This is a genomic window from Pseudomonas sp. NFX5 (genome assembly GCF_049132125.1).
GTDB lineage: Bacteria > Pseudomonadota > Gammaproteobacteria > Pseudomonadales > Pseudomonadaceae > Aquipseudomonas > Aquipseudomonas marginalis.
The window spans coordinates 300,517-320,223 of the sequence record NZ_JAFMZG010000035.1; the positions used below are offsets into that span (position 1 = coordinate 300,517).

A 19,707-nucleotide genomic window follows, 5' to 3' on the forward strand; every position below is an offset into this window, starting at 1 on the left:
AGTTCTTGATTCTGCTCTGGTTTGGAACAAACCGAAAGCCTATCGTGTGTCCCAACGCAACCCACCTGGATCGACTGCCATGACTACAACCATCGAGCACTACATCAACGACCAGCGCGTCAGCCGCGATGATCGCTATCAGGACGTCTACAACCCGGCCACCGGCGAAGTGACCGGCCGCGTTGCCCTGGCCAGCAGCCAGACCGTGTCCGAAGCCGTCGCCGCTGCCCAGGCCGCTTTTGCCGGTTGGGCCGACACCCCGCCTATCCGTCGCGCCCGCGTGCTGTTCGAATACCTGCACCTGCTGCGTGAGCGCAAGGACGACCTGGCGCGCATCATCGTCGCCGAACACGGCAAGGTCTTCACCGATGCCCAGGGCGAAGTCGACCGTGGCATCGACATTCTCGAATTCGCCTGCGGCATCCCCAACCTGCTCAAGGGCGAGCATTCCGACCAGGTCTCCCGTGGCATGGACAACTGGACGATGCGCCAGCCGCTGGGTGTGGTGGCCGGCGTCACGCCGTTCAACTTCCCGGTGATGGTGCCGATGTGGATGTACCCGATCGCCATTGCGGCGGGCAACACCTTCATCCTCAAGCCAAGCCCGACCGATCCAAGTGCTTCGCTGTTCATGGCTGAACTGCTGCGTGAAGCCGGCCTGCCCAAAGGCGTATTCAACGTGGTGCAGGGCGACAAGGAATCGGTGGACGCGCTGATCGCGCACCCGGACGTCAAGGCTGTGAGCTTTGTCGGCTCCACGCCGATTGCCCAGTACATCTACGAAACCGGTGCGCGCAACGGCAAGCGTGTGCAAGGCCTGGGCGGCGCGAAGAACCATATGGTGGTGATGCCGGACGCGGATATCGAAAAAACCGTCGATGCCTTGATGGGCGCCGCCTACGGCAGTGCCGGCGAACGCTGCATGGCCATTTCCGTAGCGGTGCTGGTCGGCGATGTCGGTGACAAGGTCATCGCCGCCCTGACCGAACGCGCCAGGCACCTGCGCATCACCGACGGCCGCGACCTCAAGGCCGAGATGGGCCCGATTGTGTCCCGCGCCGCACTGGAGCGCATCAGCGGCTACATCGAACAAGGCGTGCAGGCCGGCGCGCAATTGCTGCTCGACGGACGTGACTATGTACCCACCGAGGCTGGCCTGGAAAACGGCTTCTGGCTCGGCGCGACCCTGTTCGACCACGTGACCCAGGAGATGAGCATCTACCGCGAAGAAATTTTCGGCCCGGTACTGGCCTGCGTGCGCGTGAATGACTTCGCCGAGGCGGTGAAGCTGGTCAACGACCACGAATTCGGCAACGGCGTCAGCTGCTTTACCCGCGACGGCAACATTGCCCGCGAATTTGCCCGGCGTATCGAAGTAGGCATGGTCGGCATCAATGTGCCGATCCCGGTGCCGATGGCCTGGCACGGGTTTGGTGGCTGGAAGAAGAGCCTGTTCGGCGACATGCATGCCTACGGCACTGAGGGTGTGCGCTTCTACACCAAGCAGAAATCGATCATGCAGCGCTGGTCGGAGAGCATCGAGCAGGGCGCGGAGTTTGCGATGCCGGTGTCCAAATAACGCTTGGCACCGCAGGGCAAAGGTGGGAGGGGGCAGGCTCCCTCCCACTTTTGGTTGTTTTTCACTTGAGGGTTGACGGCCAGGCGAATGACGAATACTGTACGTAAACACAGTGTTTAAGCGCTGATCAACCAGGATGGCAACATCAGCCACGCCAAACACTGTGTGCAAGTTAATGGATTAACTTAATGCGCAGGCTCGTTCTACCGAGCTGTTTTTATTGATAGAGAGGGAACTCATGTCCTATCCAGAAAGCAAACTCACCGGCTTGACCGGTTTCGCCCTCGCGGCAAAAGTCACCGGTGGCTGGTCCGGCCCTGTGGTCAGCATTACTACCCTGGATCAACTCAAGGCCAATATCGGCGACACCACGCCTCGGGTATTGGTGATCAACAGTAATATCTCGGCGTCGGGCCTGACCAAAGTCAACTTGGGCGCCAACAAGACCCTGATCGGTTCCTTCCAGAACCGCACGTTGGAGAATATTCACCTGCGTGCAACCGCGCAGTCGCAGAACATCATCCTGCAGAATATTATCTTCAAGCATTCGGCAAGTATTAAGGCCAATGACGATATTCAGGTCTACCTGAACTACGGCAGCAAGTACTGGATTGATCATTGCTCCTTTGTCGGTCACAGCTGGTCAACCACTGACGGCAGTGAAGATAAACTGCTGTATATCGGTGAAAAAGCCGATTATGCCACCATCAGCAACTGCTTCTTTGGCAGCCACAAGTACGGGCTGATCTTCGGTCACCCGGCGGATGATAATAAGGCAGAGTTCAACGGTTATCCGCGCCTGACGTTGTGTCATAACCGCTTCGACAATATGGAAGTGCGCGCACCCGGCTTGATGCGCTACGGTTACTTCCATGTGTACAACAACTACATCAATAACTTCCACCTCGGTTTTACCCTGGCGCAGAACGCCAATATCCTGTCTGAAAGTAACTATTTTGGCGAAGGCAGCCAGAATAAAGGCATGTTGGATGACAAAGGCACCGGGACGTTCACTGATATAAACAGTGTGCCGCCGATCACCAACCAGAAGTCGCCCAAAGCACAATGGACGGCCAGTTCCAACTACGCCTATACCTTGAAGACCGCGACGCAAGCCAAGGACTTCACCCAGAAGAATGCCGGTGCCCAGGCTGCGGCGCTGGTATTCGGTAGTTGAGTAGCTAGCTTTCTATTGAGCTGTCATTTATTGCAAGTGCCACTGTATTTATATCAAGGATATAAATACAGTGATGGCCTTTGTAATCTAAATAATTCTTCATGTTGCGATAAGCAAGTGCCCATGTTAAACCTTGGGGCGCACTTGCAGGGCCAACTATCTCTTGCTCTTTCAGTCAGTATTAAGTTGCTGGCTGCCAGGTGCTATTTAATCTTCGCTTGTCACTTAAGCGTCAGCAAAAGGACATCATCATGAAACATGCGAATCACACACCCACTCGCTGGACACGGGCCGATGCGCTGAAAGTTAATGAAAATGACCCGACGACGACACAGCCGTTAGTGAGTCCTGACTTTCCTGTCATGAGTGACACGGTCTTTATCTGGGACACCATGCCCTTGCGTGAACTGGATGGCACGGTGGTATCGGTGGATGGCTGGTCGGTGATCTTCACCCTGACCGCCGATCGTCGCCCCCATGATCCACAATTCATCAATGCCGATGGCCGCTACGACATCAAGCGCGATTGGGAAGACCGTCATGGTCATGCGCGGATCTGCTACTGGTATTCGCGCACCGGCAAGGACTGGATCTTCGGCGGCCGGGTCATGGCCGAAGGGGTTTCGCCGACCACCCGTGAATGGGCGGGCACGCCGATCCTGTTGAATAACAACGGTGACATCGACCTGTACTACACCTGCGTCACGCCGGGTGCCACGATTGCCAAAGTCCGGGGCCAGGTCATTACGTCCGACACCGGTGTCACCCTCCAGGGCTTTGATCAGGTCAAGTCGTTGTTCGACGCCGACGGCACCTATTATCAAACCGAAGCGCAGAATGCGACCTGGAACTTTCGCGATCCCAGCCCCTTTATCGATCCCGTCGATGGCAAGTTGTACATGGTGTTCGAAGGCAATGTCGCCGGTGAGCGCGGCACTCACGAAGTGGGCCCGAACGAGCTGGGCCTGGTGCCGCCGGGGCACGAGGACGTGGGCGGTGCCCGCTACCAGGTGGGCTGCATCGGCATCGCCGTGGCCAAGGACCTCAACGGTGACGAGTGGGAAATCCTGCCGCCACTGGTCACGGCCGTCGGCGTGAACGACCAGACCGAACGGCCGCACTATGTGTTCCAGGACAACAAGTACTACCTGTTCACCATCAGCCACAAGTTCACCTATGCCGATGGCGTGACGGGGCCGGATGGCGTCTATGGGTTTGTCAGCGATCATCTGTTCGGGCCCTATACGCCGATGAACGCGTCCGGGCTGGTCCTCGGCAATCCGCCGTCGCAACCGTTCCAGACGTATTCCCACTGCGTGATGCCCAACGGCCTGGTGACGTCGTTTATCGACAGCGTGCCCACCACCGGCGATGACTATCGCATCGGCGGCACCGAAGCGCCGACGGTCAGGATCGTGTTGAAGGGCGCACGTTCGTTTGTGCAGGAGGCTTATGACTATGGCTATATTCCGGCGATGCGGGATGTGGTGTTGAGCCAGTGACCGCAGTGCAAAACCCAGCCTGATTTCATCAGGTAGGTGGGAGGGGGCTTGCCACCTCCCACTTTTTTTTGACCGCATTTCAGCCTGCCTTCAAGGCTCAAGTCCTCGCCCACCTGGCCGATACAGGCACTAGCAGCACGAGTGATCCCGAACTCGTAGGTGCACGCCTGGTCGTCGCTCAGGTCAACGAATAAAAATCAAAAGGGGTGGCCATGACCATATTGCAGCGTGTGATCGGCGGGTTTGCGGTGTTGGTGCTGTTACTGCTAGTCATGGCGGGGATCAGTTATCAGAACACGCAGTCCATCAGCAGTCGCTTGAACATTATCACCGGCGAGTCGGCACCCTTGAGCCGGGCCGCCAGTGAGCTATACGTGCACATCCTGCGCGCCAACCAGGCGTTGCTGGCCCTTCAGATCAGCACCGACCCCAAGCAGATCGAGGACGGCAAGCGACCGTTCACCGAGAGCATCGCCCAGTTCAATCAATTGCTCGACAGCACCGTTGCCTATACGGGCGAGCATGAGGCGCTGCGGGCGAACCTGGCGCAGCAGCGCCAACAGGTCGCGGCCTACGCCGAACAGGCGCAGGCGCTGATGGCGTCCCACGTGCAACACGTGCAGCAATTGGCGCTGACGCGGCAACTGCAAGGCTACAGCAGTGCACAGGCGATACAGCTGACCAGCTATCTGCGCGATTACATTGCCCATGCACGCAGTGTCGGCGAACCGCAACAGGTGGCCGCAGCGGAAAAGCTGCTGTTGGAAGTCAACAAATCCTACGATGGCTTCGCGGCTCATACCGTCACGCCGGCCATTGATAAATTACAGCGTGTGCTCAATCTCCAGGACGAAGTGATCAGCACCCGGGCCCAGGCCCTGGCGGCGATTGACCCCAGGGTCGGGCGGATTGCCGGCGTCATGGTCAATCGCCTGCTGACTGACCTGACCGCCCCTGACGGCCTGTTCCAGGCTTATCAGGTGGAGGCAAAACTGGCCGCGCAGGTGCAGCAGCAACGCAGTGCGGTTGACGCGGCGCTGAAAGCCACCCTGGACAGGATTGGCGAGTTCGGCAGCCAGTCCCTGGAGGTCGCCAACCAGGCCAGCCAGTCGGCCAATGCCACCATCGGCACCAGCCGCAGCTTGCTGTTGATCGCGTGTGTGCTGGCGGTGCTGGCGGCGGTGGCGATTGGTACCTGGGTCGCCTTCAGCCTGCGGCGTCCGCTGGCGGCGTTTCGCGAAGTCCTCAAGACGCTCACGGCGGGAGACATGCGGGTCAGTTTCGATGTCAGCCGTAAAGACGAGTTCGGAGAGTTGGGCGGTTACCTGAACGAACTGACCACGGCCCTGCGCAAAACCTTCCGTGAATTGATCGGCTCTGCCGATGCGCTGGCCGTTACCGCGGGCAGCAACGCCCTGAACAGCGAGCAGACCACCCGGGTGGTGGATGAACAGAAGGACCGCTTGCAATCGGCGGCTTCGGCCATGACGCAGATGGAAAGCACGGTCGAAGAGGTGGCCCGGCGTGCGCAGGACACCCGCCAGGCCGTGGACGACACGAGTGAGCTCACGCACAAGGTGCAGGCGCGTGTGGCCGAGACCATCGTCAATATCCGCCAGCAGGCCGACCAGGTGAACAAGGCCACGCAGGTGACCGATGAGTTGCAGAAGTACGGACAGAATATCGAGGGCATTGTTGTCGCCATTCGCACCATTGCCGAACAGACCAACCTGCTCGCCCTGAATGCGGCGATCGAAGCGGCCCGTGCCGGCGAGCAGGGACGCGGTTTTGCGGTGGTGGCCGATGAAGTGCGCTCCCTGGCCAGCCGTACCCAGACCTCGACCAGCGAAATCCAGGACATGATCGGGCTTATGCAGGAAAAGATTCACTCGGTGGTGCACGTGATGAACGAAAGCCAGGCGCAGTCCACCCAATGCGTGTCCCTGGCCTCGGGCGCGGGTGACTTGCTGCTGTCGATGAGCGACTCGGTCGACAGTATCCGCGACATGAATATCCAGATCGCCGCCGCCACCGAGGAGCAGAGCGCCACGGTGCAGGAAACCAGTCGGATGGTCATCCAGATCAACGATTCGGCCCAGCAGACGGCAGACGGCGCCGAGCAGTCCGCCATCAGCAGCCACGAGCTGTCGGACATGGCCAAGGTGCAGCGCGAGCTGCTCCATCATTTCAGCGTTTGAGCCGCGGGAGTCAGAACATGAAAGCATGGTTAATCCTCGCCTTGGGGGCGACGCTGTTCATTCCGGGCCCGGCCCAGGCCGCCACGCCCTTGCTGGGTGTGGGCATGGCAAAGTACGACGATAACTTCCAGACCCTGCTGCGCAACGGGGTGCAGCAACAGGCCAGCGTCATGAACGCCGACATCTTTATGGAGAACGGGCAGGACAGCGTCGATCTGCAGATGCGCCAATTCCGCAACCTGGTCAATTCCAAGGTGGATGCGATCATCGTCGCGATGGTCGACGGCAAAAGTGCGGCGCAGATGATGCAGCTGGCCTCGGATGCAAAGATCCCGCTGGTGTTCGTCAACCGCAACCCGAACCCGCAAACGTGGCCGGCGCAGACCGCGTTTGTCGGCTCCAACGAGCTGGAGTCGGGTACGTTGCAGATGGAAGAGCTGGCGCGCCGCGCCGGTTACAAGGGCAACGTGGTGATTCTGGTGGGCGACCCCGCCAACGCGTCCTCCTTGATGCGTACCGAGGACGTGGAGAAAGTCGTCGCCAAATACCCCGGTATGAAAGTCGTACAGAAAAAAGTCGGCAACTGGGAGCGTAGCCAGGCCGCCACGATTGTCATTGACTGGGTCAAGCAGGGCGTCGATTTCTCGATCATTGCGGCCAATAACGATGAAATGGCGATCGGCGCGATCATGGGCCTGGAAAAGGCCGGCAAGCAGGCCAAGGACTACTGGGTCGGCGGCATCGACGGCACACCGGACGGCTTGAAATTGATGGCTGAGGGCAAGATGGCGGTCAGCGTGTTCCAGGATGCCGCCGGCCAGGCCGGCGGCGCAGTGGACACCGCACTGCGCCTGGTACGCGGCGAGGTGCTGGAGTCGGCGGTGGTCTGGGTGCCGTTCAAGTTGATCACGCCTGAGAATCGCCAGGCGTTTGAATAGCACTGGGCACCTCGATCCAACCTTGGAGTGCAATCAAATGTGCTCAGGCAGGGGGTTTGGTGAGCTTGGCATGCTACTGACCGATCATGCGAACCACCCGCCTGGCAATCAGAACACCCACCACAGGCGCCAGTGCAAACACCCCAAACAACCACACCGCCGCGCTCGCGGTGCCTTCGACACCGCCGGGCTCAGTGAGGCCGGCGACGTTCGCGACCATCCCCGCCAGTGCCGCGCCAAACGCGGTGGCGAACAGTTGCACGGTAGTAATCGAGGCGCTGGCGAGGTCCTGCTCACCGGCCGGCGCCACCTGGAACACCCGCGTCAGCAAGTGCGGCCAAGCCAGCCCCACGCCCAACCCAATCAGGATAAGCGCCAGGCAGATCGGTGTGAGCGTCTGCCCGCTGCCGTTGCTTTCGACGGGCATCAAGATGGCCAGCGCCACCATGCCCACCACGCCCAGGATCGGCCCGGCCAGGATCGCCCGTCGAATGTTGCTGCCCGTCACACCCGCGCTAGCGATTGACCCCAGCGTCCAGCCGGCCGCCATCAGTGCCGCCAGATAACCGGCCACCAGCGGCGACTGGTGGTGCAGGACTTGAAGAAACAACGGCACGAAGATTTCGCCACTGGTCACGGCCACCGCCAGCAGTGACATCGTGGCGTACAGCGCGCCGAGTGCCGTGGTGATCCGAAACGCGCCGGCGGGCAACAGTCGATGGCGGGCGCGGCTTTCCGTGACGATCAGCAGCGCGGTAAACACCGCCGCCACGGCCAGCCCCAGCAGGTTCAGGGGCAGGGTGGACGAGACACTGCCGGCCGACACCGCCAGTACCGCCGCCGTCAGCAGCACCAGTTGGGCGAGTGGCAACGGGGTCGGCGCAGCGCTCTCGGTGCTGCGCCTGGGCAGGACCGCCGCCGCCAGCACCGCGAATAACCCGGCCACCGGAATCAACGACCAGAACGCCGCGCGCCATATGCCCAGCTCGGCAAACACTCCGCCCACCGCCGGGCCGACCAGCGTCGCCACGCCCCACATCCCCGACACCAACGCCATCGCGCGCGGCCACAGGCTTTCATCGAACACCAAGCGGATCATCGCGTAGGACAGCGCGAACAAGAACCCACCGCCCAGCCCCTGCACCAACCGCCCAACGAGCATCACCGGCATGGACGGCGCAAACGCACAGGCCAAGGCCCCGCCGGCAAACACCAGGCTGGCGACCAGGTACGCCGCACGCGGCCCGAGGCTGCCAAGCAGGCGCGCCGACAATGCCGAGCCGAGGATCGAGGCGGCGACAAATAACGTGGTATTCCATGCGTAGTAGTCGATGCCGCCGATGTCCTGGACCACCGACGGCAGAATCGTGGTGGCGATGTACACGTTGATCGCATGCAGCACCACGCCGCCGGCCAGTGCGAGCGAACGTACGCCGTTGGTACCGGACAACAGCGCGGCCCAGTTGGAGGGGGAGGGTTGAGGTGTGTCCATGCAGGCTCCGATTCAAAGGGCTGAAGGCTTGCCAAGGCAAGCCGACACCCTTTATAAAACCTCATGTTTAGATGAGGTCAAGAGCTGGATGGAAGCGAAAATCGATGTGCGCATCCCCCTCGGCGTGGGCGAACTGGCCCGCCGCAGCGGCGTGACCGTGGCCACGGTGCATTTCTACGAAGCCAAGGGGTTGATTCACGCACAACGCAGCGCGGGCAATCAGCGTCGTTATCAGCGTGACGTACTGCGCCGGATCGCGGTGATCAAGGTCGCGCAGCGCGCGGGCATTCCCTTGGCGGCCATCAAGGACGCGTTGGACGAACTGCCTTCAGGACGGCCGTTGACGGCCAAGGACTGGACCCAACTCTCCACACACTGGCGCGACCTGTTGAGTGAGCGCATCAACAGCCTCACTCAACTGCGCGACCAACTTGATGGCTGTATCGGCTGTGGATGCCTGTCCCTGGATGATTGCCCGTTGCGCAATCCGGGGGATCAGTTGGGACGGCTGGGGGATGGGGCCGTATTGCTCGGAAAGTGAGGCAGTCAGCGCCGACCCGTGCGCGTACTCACATCCACCCACACCGCCAATACCAGGATGCTGCCCTTCACAATCATCTGCCAGTAACTGTCCACGTCCAGCATCGACATGCCGTTATCCAGGCTGGTAATCACCAATGCCCCGAGCAACGCGCCATACACCGTGCCCGAGCCGCCGCGCATCGACGTCCCCCCAATAAAGCACGCAGCGATGGCATCCAACTCGCCCATATTGCCCGCCGACGGTGATCCCGCCGCCAGGCGTGCGGTATTGACCAGGCCGGCGAGGGCGCACATCACGCCCATGATGCCGAAGATCCACAGTTTCACCGCCTGCACGTTGATGCCCGACAGCCGCGTGGCTTCCATGTTGCTGCCCACCGCGTACACGCGGCGGCCGAACACGGTCTGGCTGGTGACGTAGCTGAACACGCCGAGCAGCATCAGCAACAGCAGCACCGGTACGGGGATGCCGTCGTAGCTGTTGAGGGTAGTAACGAACCCGGCGAGCACCGCGCCGATCACCCCCACGCGCAGCACATCGCGCATCAGGGCGTGCGGCGCCAAGCTATGCAGCGCGCGGTTGCGCCGTTGTTTCCAGGTCAAAAACAGAGTCAGGGCAAACAGCAAGACCCCAAGGCCAACCCCCACCGAATGCGGCAAATACCCCTGGCCTACATACACCAGCGACGGCGACACCGGCGCGATGGTGGTGCCGCCGGTGATCCCCAGCAGAATCCCGCGAAACGCGAGCATGCCGCCGAGGCCAACGATAAACGACGGAATGCGCAGGTAAGCGGTCATGTAGCCGTTGGCCAAGCCGATCATCAGGCCGCACAACGCCACCAGGCTGAGGTTGGCCAGCAGCGGAATGTGATAGACCACATCCAGGATCGCCGCGAGCCCGCCCAACAGTCCCAGCAACGAACCCACCGACAAATCGATCTCGCCGCTGATGATCACCAGCACCATGCCGCACGCCAATATCCCGGTGATCGACATCTGCCGCAGCAGGTTGGACAGGTTGCGCGGGGTGAGGAAGCCGCCCTCGGTCTGCCAGCTGAAAAACAGCCAGATAAACGCCACGGCGATCACCAGGGCGAGCATTTTGTAGCGAGTGAACAGCTGTTTGACCTGATTCATCTACGCGTTTTTCCGATTGTTATTGTTTTGGCTGAGCGCGGCGGCGAGCACCTGTTCCTGGGTGAGCCCCTCGTTGATGAAGTCGCCACGCAACTGGCCGTCGCCGATCACCAGCACGCGGTTGGACACGCCGAGCACTTCGGCCAATTCCGAGGAAACCATGATGATCGACACGCCTTCGGCCGCCAGCGCGCCCATCAGTTTGTAGATCTCATACTTGGCGCCCACATCCACCCCGCGCGTGGGCTCGTCGAGGATCAGCACCTTGGGCTTGGCCATCAGCATTTTCGCCAGCACGGCCTTTTGCTGGTTGCCGCCGGACAGGCTGGTGATCGGCAGGAACGGGCTGGCGGTCTTGAGGTGCATGCGCGCGATCTGCTGGTCGATGTTGCCCAGTTCGGCCTCGGCGTCGATGCGGGTCAGGTGGGCATAGGTGTCGAGCACCGCCAGGGTGATGTTCTGGCCCACGCCCAGGTCAGGGATGATGCCCTGGCGCTTGCGGTCCTCGGGCACCATGCACAGTCCGGCGCGGATCGATTTGAGCGGCGTGCGCGTGTCGATCACCTGGCCGTCGAGCCACACCTCGGCGCTGTAGCGGCCGGGGTAGGCGCCGAACAACGCCGACACCAGCTCCGTGCGCCCGGCGCCCACCAGCCCGGCTATGCCGAGGATTTCGCCGCGCTTGAGCACAAAGGAAATATCGTCGACGCGCTTGCGCTGGGGGTTGTCGACGTCATAGCAGGTGACGTTGCGCGCTTCGAAAATCACCTCGCCGATGGCATGGGGCTCGGTGGGGTAGAGATTGCTCATTTCGCGGCCGACCATCTGCGTGATGATCTGCGGGATGTCCATGTCGGCCATGGCCGTGGTCGCGATGTGCTTGCCATCGCGGATCACCGTGATGGTGTCGCACACGGCCGCCACTTCATCGAGCTTGTGGGAGATGTACACGCAGGCCACGCCCTTGGCCTTGAGGCCGCGGATGATGTCGAGCAGCACCTCGATTTCCGAGCGGGTCAGGGCCGAGGAGGGCTCGTCGAGGATCAGCAGGCGCGCCTGTTTGTTCAGGGCCTTGGCGATTTCCACCAGTTGCTGGTAGCCGCCGCCGTACTGTGACACCGGCAGCGCCACGTTCATGTCCGGCACCTTGAGCTCGCGCATCAACGCTTCGGCGCGATGGAGCATCGCCGGGTAGTTCATGCGCCCGCCGGGCAGGGTCAGCTCGTGGCCCATGAAGATGTTCTCGGCCACCGACAGGTCGGGCACCAGGGTCAGTTCCTGGTGAATGATGACGATGCCGGCGGCCTCGGTCTCGCTGATGGACTGGGCCCTGAGCGGCTGCCCATCCCAGAGGATTTCGCCCTCCCAGGTGCCATGGGGGTAGACCGCCGACAGCACCTTCATCAGGGTGGATTTACCGGCACCGTTCTCGCCGCACAGGCCGACGCATTCCCCCGGCCGCACCTTGATGTCGATGCCGTTCAGCGCGTGGACACCGCCAAAGGTTTTGACGATGCCGTTCATTTGCAGCAGGTAGTCGGCCATGGCGATCACTGCCCGCCGATCTGCTCTTTGGTATAGAACCCGTCCTTCTCCAACAGGTCGATATTGGCCTTGGTCAGCGGGGTCGGGGTGAGCAGGATGGTGTCGACTTTCTTGCTGCCATTGTCGTACTGCGAGCTGTAGGTGGGCTTCTCGTTACGCGCCAGTTGCACCGAGAGCTTGGCGGCTTCGGTGGCGATCAGCTTGAGTGGCTTGTACACGGTCATGGTCTGGGTACCGTCGATCACGCGCTTGACGGCGGCGAGGTCGGCGTCCTGGCCGGAGATCGGCACCTTGCCTGCCAGTTTCTGCGCGGCCAGGGCCTGGATCGCACCGCCGGCGGTGGCGTCGTTGGAGGCGACGATGGCGTCGATCTTGTTGCTGTTGCGGGTCAGGGCGTTCTCGACGATGCTCAGGGCTTCGGTGGGGTTCCATTCCTTGACCCACTGTTGGCCGACAATCTTGATGTCGCCCTTGTCGATGGCCGGTTGCAGCACCTTCATCTGGCCTTCGCGCAGCACCTTGGCGTTGTTGTCGGTGGGTGCGCCGCCGAGCAGGAAGTAATTGCCCTTGGGCGCCGCCTGCAGCACGCCGCTGGCCTGCATCTCGCCGACTTTTTCGTTATCGAAGGAGATGTAGGCATCGATGTCCGCGTTGAGAATCAGGCGGTCATAGGACACCACCTTGATCCCGGCTTTCTTGGCTTCGGCGACCGCGTTGGTCAGCACCGTGGCGTTGAACGGCACGATCACGATCACATCGACACCCCGGGAGATCAGGTTTTCGATCTGCGAAATCTGCTTCTGCTCGTTGGCATCGGCGGACTGCACAAAGACCTTGGCATCGAGTTTTTCCGCAGCGGCGACGAAGTAGTCACGATCCCGGGACCAGCGTTCCAGGCGCAGGTCGTCGATGGAAAAACCGATTTTCGGGTGGGCGGAGTCGGCCATCACCGGCAGTGCGAACAGGGCCAGGGCGGTGGCGAGCAGGGTACGTTTGAATGACTTCATGGTGGTGCGTCCTTTTATTGTTGTTGGAAAGACACTGGGTGAAGACTCTAGGCGAACACTGTAGGTGTGGCTAACCGGCGTGTTGTGGCAAGCCGGGCTTTTGTGGTGAACAGGACTTTTGTGGTGAATGGGCTTGTCGTGGTGAATGGGTTTAGTGTGGTGAGCGGGCTTATTGTGGTGAATGGGTTTGGTGTGGTGAGCAGGCTTGTTGTGGTGAGCGGGCTTGCCCCGCGCTGGGCTGCGAAGCAGCCCCAAACCCAGGCACCTCGGTGTGTCAGCTAAAAACACATCGCCTGCAATGGGGCCGCTTCGCGCCCCAGCGCGGGGCAAGCCCGCTCACCACAATAAGCCCCCTCACCACAATAAGCCCCTCACCACACCAACCCCGCTCATCACAACAAACCCGCTCGCCACACTGTCACCGATAAATAAACCGGTTGACCACCCCCTCCAGCATCTCCTGCCGACCACTCACGGCCTGCGGGTTCAGTTGGTGGGTAAACGCGTGTTCGGCCAGTGACTCCAGGCTGAACTCACCGGCCAGCACGGCCTGGCCCAGCGGCTGCTGCCAGCCGGCATAGCGCTGGTCCTTGAACTGCTGCAGCCGGTCGTTCTGCACCATGGCCGCCGCACGTTCCAGCGCCAGGGCGAGTACATCCATGGCGGCGACATGGCCGTGGAACAGGTCGACCTCGTCCAGGCTCTGGCGGCGTACCTTGGAGTCGAAATTGTAGCCGCCATTCTTGAAGCCACCGGCCTTGAGGATTTCATAGGTGGCGAGGGTCATCTCCTCGACGCTGTTGGGGAATTGGTCGGTGTCCCAGCCGTTCTGCGGGTCGCCCCGGTTGGCGTCGATGCTGCCGAAGATGCCCAGGGACACGGCGGTGGCGATCTCGTGATGGAAACTGTGCCCGGCCAGGGTGGCGTGGTTGGCCTCGATATTCACCTTGATTTCATGCTCCAGGCCGTACTCATGCAAAAAGCCGAACACCGTGGCGCTGTCGTAATCGTACTGATGCTTGGTCGGCTCCTGGGGCTTGGGCTCGATCAGCAGGTCGCCCTTGAAGCCGATCTTGTGCTTGTGCTCCACCACCATGCGCATAAAGCGCCCGAGCTGTTCGCGCTCGCGCTTGAGGTCGGTGTTGAGCAGGGTTTCATAACCTTCACGGCCGCCCCACAGCACATAGTTGGCGCCCTTGAGTCGCAGCGTGGCGTTCATCGCGCTGAACACCTGGGCAGCGGCGTAGGCAAACACCTCCGGGTCCGGGTTACTGGCGGCACCGGCGGCAAAACGCGGGTTGCTGAAGCAGTTGGCGGTGCCCCACAGCAACTTGATGCCGGTCTGTTCCTGATGGCGCTCCAGGTGATCGACCATCTGCGCAAAGTGGTTGCGGTACTCCTTGAGCGAACTGCCTTCCGGCGCCACATCGGTGTCGTGAAAACTGTAGTAGTCGATGCCCAGCTTGGAGAAAAACTCGAAGGCCGCCTCTGCCTTGCCGATGGCCACGTCCATCGGCTCGCCGCTGCGCTGCCACGGGCGCTTGAAGGTGCCCATGCCGAACATATCGGCGCCGGGCCACACGAAGGTGTGCCAGTAACACGCGGCCATGCGCAGGTGCTCGCGCATCGGTTTGCCGAGGATCAGCTTGTTGGCGTCGTAATGGCGAAAGGCGAGGGGGGCATCGCTGCTGGGGCCTTCGAAGCGAACCTTGTCGACACCGGGGAAGTACGGCATGGCGTTTTCCTTATTGTTCTTGGCGGTGTCTGGATACTAGCAACGGCACCGGGCCCGCTGATTATGAAAATCACCAAGGTGTAGTGCGATTTTGACCGGCGAGGGCTAGTCTGTTGCCACAGGCCCGAGGACAAAAACAATGAAAACCCTACCGCCCGTGCACCGTATTGCCCTGTTGTTCAACGGCAGCAAAATCTATGACCGCGGCATCATCGCCGGTATTGGCAATTACTTGAGCAGCACCCGCGCGTCTTGGGACTTGTTCCTGGAAGAGGACTTTCTATGCCGGCTCAAAGGCATCGAGCGCTGGCAGGGCGACGGCATCATTGCCGACTTCGACGACCCGCTGATCGGCGAAGCGTTGGCCGACAGCACGTTGCCGGTGGTGGCGGTGGGTGGCTCCTATGAAGACGCGCGCGCCTATCCCAAGGGCATTCCCTATGTGGCGACCGATAACCACGCATTGATGAAGTTGGCTTACGAACACTTGATCGAAGCTGGCCTGACTCGATTCGCCTGTTTCAGCCTGCCCGAGGCCCAGGCCAATCGCTGGGCCCAGGAGCGTGAAAAAGCCTTTCGCCGCCTGCTGCAACGGGATGGTTTGCACGTCGAGGTGTATCGCGGCCTGGGCACCAGCGCGCCGTTGTGGGACAGCGCGGTGGAACAGCAGATTGCCTGGCTGCACAGCCTGCCCAAGCCCATCGGCATCATCGCCGTCACCGATGCCCGCGCCCGGCAACTGCTGCAAGCCTGCCTGACTGCCGGCATCGCCGTGCCGGAGCAAGTGGCGTTGATCGGCATCGACAACGACCCCCTGACCCGCACCCTCACGCGGGTGCCGCTGAGTTCGGTGATCCAGGGCACGGAAACCATGGGGCGCACGGCCGCCGCCTTGCTGCACCAGATGCTGCACGGCAAACCGTGCCTGGGCACGCAGGTCCTGGTGCCGCCGGAGGCGATCAACGTTCAGGCCTCCAGCCTGCATCAACCCTTGGGTAATCCGTACGTGATGCAGGCGCTGCTGTTTATCCGCCAGTACGCCTGCCAGGGCATCAAGACCGCGCAGGTGGCGGCCTATGTCGGCGTGTCGCGTTCATCCCTGGAAGCGCACTTTCGCAAGGTACGCGGCTGCAGCGTGCATGACGAGATCCTGCGCTTCAAACTCGCCGCCGCCGCCAAGGGCCTGGAAAGCCACGAACTGGCGATTGCCGATATTGCCGCCAAGTGCGGGTTCAAATCGGCGCAGTACCTGCATACGGTGTTTCGGCGAGAGTTTGGCTGCACGCCCCGCGAGTATCAGCAGGGCGCGGGGGGGACGATGCCTGCGTCGCAATCATCCACAACGTTCAACCACAGTGTCATTTAGCTCGCTAGGCTGCTGTCCGTGTGCAAGTGCAACCTGTTCGCTTGCTCTGCGTAGCGGAACTTGGCACGCTCAAACGGTGAGTGAGTACGCCAGGATGATCAATAAGGAAGCATTACATTGAGTTGGGGAAACGTTGGAAAATTTCTGTTGGCCCTAGTGACGGGTCTGGGATCAATTACCGGGATATACGTGGCTTTCAAGGATGACACTAAGCTCGAGGCTGATCTGTCCTACCGGTATGAAAGTGCACCCCGTCAATTCTCTGAGCGTTTAGGCAGTACTGCTGAAAAGCTCAAGTACGCCGATTTGTATGACAGCATCAAGCGCATTGGCGACGGTGCGCTCAGCCATGAACAGATCGATAAAATGGTCAACCTGAGCCAGGCGCCTTACCTCGCGCTACTCGATGCGCCGTTCGAAAAAGGGCCGGACAATTACCCCATAAGCCTGTTGATTACGCTGAGGAACAGCGGCAGCAAGGTCATCAAGGATGTACACATCAAGCTGCCTGCAAAGGGACTGGTCCAGATCAGGGATGATTCGCGCTCTGATACGGTGATGCCTGATCCGGTCAGCAGTGTTGTCATTCCTTCGATTGTGCAAAACGGTGTGTACACGCTCTGGATTCATTTTCAGGGTGATTTAAAAACGCTAAAAGAGCAGGACGTGTACATCGGTTACAGTGACGGCGTTGCGCAAGTTCGGGTGTATGAGGATTTCATAGGGTTTGAAGCGAGCATGGCCCGATATGGCATTTTGGTGTTGGGTGCTCTGGTGATGCTTGCGTACTGTTTCCTGGTAGCTGTTTATCTTTTGATAACGACCGATAGAAACAATGATGCGAATACGGTCCAGAGGTGACCGCCTGCACTTGAACGCGAGCATTGCTTGCTCGAAGAGCGATCCAGTCCAGACAGCGCGGTACCGGGGCACCGCGCCAGGAGGGGGTTATGGCAGGGCGTAGGCGATCACGTAGTCGCCACGGTCGGTGGACTGGCGCGCACCGCCGGCGGTGATCACGATGTACTGCTTGCCGGTTTTCGGCGACACGTAGGTCATCGGGCCACCCTGGCTGCCGACGGGCAGGCGGGCCTTCCAGATTTCATCGCCGTTGCCGCTGTTGAAAGCGCGCAGGTAGAAGTCCTGGGTGCCGGCGATAAAGATCAGGCCGCCCTGGGTCGACAGCGTGCCGCCGAGGGTCGGCAGGCCGATCTTGATCGGCAGGTGCATGCGGATGCCCAGGGGGCCGGTGTCTTCAACCGTGCCGACCGGTACTTGCCATGCGACTTTCTGGGTCTTCATGTCGATGGCGGTGAGGGTGCCGAACGGCGGCGCCTGGCACGGAATGCCGGCCACCGACAGGAAGCGGTTTTTGTTCACCGCATACGGCGTGCCCTTGAGCGGGACCGCGCCCATGCCGGTGTTCAGCGCTTCGCCACCGGACGAAGACTGGGCCTTGTTCTGCGACGGCAGCATCTGGATCCACAGGCCCAGGCGCATGTCGTTGACAAAGATAAAGCCATGCACCGGGTCGGTGGAAATGCTGCCCCAGTTCATGCCACCCAGGGAACCCGGGAAGCTCAGGGATTTATCCGTGCCCGGCGCAGTGTACAGGCCGTCGTAGCGCATGCCCTTGAAGTCGATGCGGCACAGCAACTGGTCGTACGGGGTGGCGCCCCACATGTCCGACTCGCTCAGGGTCTGCGCGCCGATCTGCGGCATGCCCACAGACTTGGGCTGGGTCGGCGAATAAGGCTCGTTTGGAATGTTGGCGGCCTTGACCGGTACTTCCTTGACCTCGGTCAGCGGCGTGCCGGTGGCGCGGTCGAGTACATAGATCTGCCCGGCCTTGGTGCCAATCACCACCGCCGGTACCGCCTTGTCGCTGCCCGGTGGGGTGAAGTCGATCAGGCTCGGCTGCATCGGCAGGTCGAAGTCCCACAGGTCATTGTGGACGGTCTGGTACACCCACTTTTCAGCCCCGGTCGAGGCATCCAGCGCCAGCACGGACGCGCCGTATTTATGGTTGAGCGGGGTGCGTTCCACGCCGTAGATGTCGGTGGACGAGCTGCCCATCGGCAGGAAGACCGTGTTCATCAACGGGTCGTAGGACATCGGCGCCCAGCTGTTTGGGGTGCTGCGCACGTAGGTCTTGTCGCCGGTCGGGGCCTGTTTGTCTTCCGGGTTGCCCGGGTCGAAGGCCCAGCGCATTTGCCCGCTGATCACATCGAAGCCACGGATCACGCCGCCGGGCATGTCGGTCTGGACGTTATCCGCGACGCGGCCGCCCACCACTACGGTAGTCCCGGCGATCAACGGCGCGGACGACAGCTGGTAGTAGCTGTCCGGCACATTGCCCAGGCCGGCTTTCAGGTCCACCTGGCCGTGGGTGCCGAAGTCTTCGCAGAATTTGCCGGTGTCGGCATCCACGGCGATCAGGCGCGCGTCGATGGTGTTGGTCAGCAAGCGGCGTTGGCACTGCGCACCGGCTGGAACGCTGGCGGCGATGATCGGCGAGCTGTTGGGCTGGGTAGGCTGGGCAATCGGCGCGGTGGCGTCGAAATACGCCATGCCCCGGCAACGCTGCCACACCGCCGACTTGGCGTTGACTTCGTTCTTCCACAGCTCTTTGCCGGTGTCGGCGTCGAGGGCGATCAGGTTGTTGTGGGGCGTGCAGATAAACACCTTGTTGCCGATCTGCAGGGGCGTGAGCTGGTCTTCGGCGCCGTTGCCGTCGCTGAGGGCCACGTCACCGGTGTGATACGTCCAGGCCACCTTGAGCTTGTCGACAGTGTCGCGGTTGATCTGGTCCAGCGCGGCGAAGCGGCTGCCCCCTTCGGTGTTGCCGTAGTGGGCCCAGTCCTTCTGCGCGTCGGCCGCGGCCACGGGCGTGATGCCTGGGCCTGCACCGGTCGGGGCGACGCTGGGGTGGGCGACAAACATATTGCCCGCCGCCACCGCCACGCCCACCGCCAATACGGCGGCAACGCCATAGGCACCGCGCGCGGGCCGGCCGGCCAGCAGCGGATACACCAGCGCCACTACCAGGCCGATGACCGCGAACATGAACAGCCGCGAGAACAGCGGCCAGAACACCAGGCCCACATCCGCCACCGCCCAGATGGCCGTGCCGATCAGGAAAGCCGCGAACAGCCATGCACCTGCGGTTTTTTGCCGGGCAATCAGCAGGCCGGAAACCGCCATGGCCACGCCGCCGACCAGGAAGTACCAGGAACCACCGAGGCTCACCAGTTTGGCGCCGCCAACGGCCAGCGCGAGGCCGAGCAGGGCGATGATTACGCCCAGGCCCAAGAGTAGGAATCTAGAGACGCCAGTGGCGCGCGATGCTCGTTTCATGTCGAAAGGACTCGAGTGAGAGAGGGCAAAGACGCGATTTTAGCAAGATAATTAACTGGTTAGTACATTAGAGTCCTGCAATAGACTATTACAGGTGCTGCGATGATGGGCTGGGGCTAAATGTCGCG

At 61.3% G+C, this 19,707-nt stretch carries 14 protein-coding genes and 1 pseudogene; 9 read left to right on the forward strand and 6 right to left on the reverse strand.

Annotated features, from left to right (window positions below; all coding sequences use genetic code 11):
- Positions 1-79: 79 nt before the first annotated feature.
- The 6 genes and pseudogenes from J1N02_RS25960 to J1N02_RS25985 all read left to right on the forward strand — a co-directional run bounded on the left by J1N02_RS25960 (position 80) and on the right by J1N02_RS25985 (position 7,394).
- Entirely contained in the window at positions 80-1,579 is a 1,500-nt protein-coding gene (locus J1N02_RS25960; protein ID WP_092359136.1) for a CoA-acylating methylmalonate-semialdehyde dehydrogenase, read from the forward strand.
- A 238-nt stretch (positions 1,580-1,817) separates the two neighbouring features.
- Complete coding sequence (locus J1N02_RS25965; protein ID WP_092359134.1) at positions 1,818-2,756, forward strand: pectate lyase; 939 nt, start codon at positions 1,818-1,820, stop codon at positions 2,754-2,756.
- 251 nt (positions 2,757-3,007) lie between these two features.
- Positions 3,008-4,258 carry a glycoside hydrolase family 68 protein gene (locus J1N02_RS25970; RefSeq protein WP_027603553.1) on the forward strand — a complete coding sequence of 417 codons (1,251 nt, stop codon included), beginning with the start codon at positions 3,008-3,010 and terminating at the stop codon, positions 4,256-4,258.
- Positions 4,259-5,178: 920 nt separating this feature from the next.
- Positions 5,179-5,598, forward strand: a pseudogene (locus tag J1N02_RS25975) (HAMP domain-containing protein); the annotation flags it as partial.
- A gap of 102 nt (positions 5,599-5,700) precedes the next feature.
- The gene (locus J1N02_RS25980) at positions 5,701-6,456 is read left to right on the forward strand and encodes a methyl-accepting chemotaxis protein (protein WP_370671265.1); all 756 of its coding nucleotides are present in this window, start codon (positions 5,701-5,703) and stop codon (positions 6,454-6,456) included.
- A 17-nt stretch (positions 6,457-6,473) separates the two neighbouring features.
- A complete protein-coding gene (locus J1N02_RS25985) occupies positions 6,474-7,394 on the forward strand; it encodes a substrate-binding domain-containing protein (protein WP_027603555.1) in 921 nt (306 codons plus the stop codon).
- A gap of 73 nt (positions 7,395-7,467) precedes the next feature.
- Here J1N02_RS25985 and J1N02_RS25990 read toward each other — a convergent pair whose 3' ends face one another.
- Complete coding sequence (locus J1N02_RS25990) at positions 7,468-8,886, reverse strand: MFS transporter (RefSeq protein WP_421147973.1); 1,419 nt, start codon at positions 8,884-8,886, stop codon at positions 7,468-7,470.
- Positions 8,887-8,974: 88 nt separating this feature from the next.
- Between J1N02_RS25990 and soxR the strand changes: the two genes are divergently transcribed.
- The gene (gene soxR, locus J1N02_RS25995; protein ID WP_092359124.1) at positions 8,975-9,427 is read left to right on the forward strand and encodes a redox-sensitive transcriptional activator SoxR; all 453 of its coding nucleotides are present in this window, start codon (positions 8,975-8,977) and stop codon (positions 9,425-9,427) included.
- A 5-nt stretch (positions 9,428-9,432) separates the two neighbouring features.
- Here the strand turns inward: soxR and J1N02_RS26000 are convergent, their stop codons facing one another.
- The 4 genes from J1N02_RS26000 to xylA form a co-directional block, all read right to left on the reverse strand.
- Positions 9,433-10,569 (reverse strand): sugar ABC transporter permease, encoded by a 1,137-nt coding sequence (locus J1N02_RS26000; RefSeq protein ID WP_421147974.1) that lies wholly within the window; start codon positions 10,567-10,569, stop codon positions 9,433-9,435.
- A complete protein-coding gene (gene xylG / locus J1N02_RS26005) occupies positions 10,570-12,114 on the reverse strand; it encodes a D-xylose ABC transporter ATP-binding protein (RefSeq protein ID WP_421147975.1) in 1,545 nt (514 codons plus the stop codon). It lies immediately after the preceding gene.
- 5 nt (positions 12,115-12,119) lie between these two features.
- Positions 12,120-13,121 (reverse strand): D-xylose ABC transporter substrate-binding protein, encoded by a 1,002-nt coding sequence (gene xylF, locus J1N02_RS26010; protein ID WP_027603560.1) that lies wholly within the window; start codon positions 13,119-13,121, stop codon positions 12,120-12,122.
- Between the two features lie 418 nt (positions 13,122-13,539).
- The gene (xylA, locus tag J1N02_RS26015; protein ID WP_092359118.1) at positions 13,540-14,856 is read right to left on the reverse strand and encodes a xylose isomerase; all 1,317 of its coding nucleotides are present in this window, start codon (positions 14,854-14,856) and stop codon (positions 13,540-13,542) included.
- Between the two features lie 139 nt (positions 14,857-14,995).
- Here xylA and J1N02_RS26020 point away from each other — a divergent pair, with 139 nt between their 5' ends.
- Positions 14,996-16,222 carry a XylR family transcriptional regulator gene (locus J1N02_RS26020; protein WP_421147976.1) on the forward strand — a complete coding sequence of 409 codons (1,227 nt, stop codon included), beginning with the start codon at positions 14,996-14,998 and terminating at the stop codon, positions 16,220-16,222.
- Between the two features lie 189 nt (positions 16,223-16,411).
- Positions 16,412-17,083 carry a hypothetical protein gene (locus tag J1N02_RS26025; protein ID WP_133822149.1) on the forward strand — a complete coding sequence of 224 codons (672 nt, stop codon included), beginning with the start codon at positions 16,412-16,414 and terminating at the stop codon, positions 17,081-17,083.
- Between the two features lie 87 nt (positions 17,084-17,170).
- Here the strand turns inward: J1N02_RS26025 and J1N02_RS26030 are convergent, their stop codons facing one another.
- The gene (locus J1N02_RS26030; RefSeq protein ID WP_108574588.1) at positions 17,171-19,579 is read right to left on the reverse strand and encodes a glucose/quinate/shikimate family membrane-bound PQQ-dependent dehydrogenase; all 2,409 of its coding nucleotides are present in this window, start codon (positions 19,577-19,579) and stop codon (positions 17,171-17,173) included.
- Positions 19,580-19,707 lie beyond the last annotated feature (128 nt).

Coding starts and splice junctions, on each gene's coding strand:
- J1N02_RS25970 (WP_027603553.1), top strand. CDS start 3,008: ATGAAACATGCGAATCACACACCCACTCGCTGGACACGGGCCGATGCG.
- J1N02_RS26000 (WP_421147974.1), bottom strand. CDS start 10,569: ATGAATCAGGTCAAACAGCTGTTCACTCGCTACAAAATGCTCGCCCTG.
- xylF (WP_027603560.1), bottom strand. CDS start 13,121: ATGAAGTCATTCAAACGTACCCTGCTCGCCACCGCCCTGGCCCTGTTC.
- J1N02_RS25990 (WP_421147973.1), bottom strand. CDS start 8,886: ATGGACACACCTCAACCCTCCCCCTCCAACTGGGCCGCGCTGTTGTCC.
- J1N02_RS26030 (WP_108574588.1), bottom strand. CDS start 19,579: ATGAAACGAGCATCGCGCGCCACTGGCGTCTCTAGATTCCTACTCTTG.
- J1N02_RS25965 (WP_092359134.1), top strand. CDS start 1,818: ATGTCCTATCCAGAAAGCAAACTCACCGGCTTGACCGGTTTCGCCCTC.
- soxR (WP_092359124.1), top strand. CDS start 8,975: ATGGAAGCGAAAATCGATGTGCGCATCCCCCTCGGCGTGGGCGAACTG.
- J1N02_RS25960 (WP_092359136.1), top strand. CDS start 80: ATGACTACAACCATCGAGCACTACATCAACGACCAGCGCGTCAGCCGC.
- J1N02_RS26020 (WP_421147976.1), top strand. CDS start 14,996: ATGAAAACCCTACCGCCCGTGCACCGTATTGCCCTGTTGTTCAACGGC.
- J1N02_RS25985 (WP_027603555.1), top strand. CDS start 6,474: ATGAAAGCATGGTTAATCCTCGCCTTGGGGGCGACGCTGTTCATTCCG.
- xylG (WP_421147975.1), bottom strand. CDS start 12,114: ATGGCCGACTACCTGCTGCAAATGAACGGCATCGTCAAAACCTTTGGC.
- xylA (WP_092359118.1), bottom strand. CDS start 14,856: ATGCCGTACTTCCCCGGTGTCGACAAGGTTCGCTTCGAAGGCCCCAGC.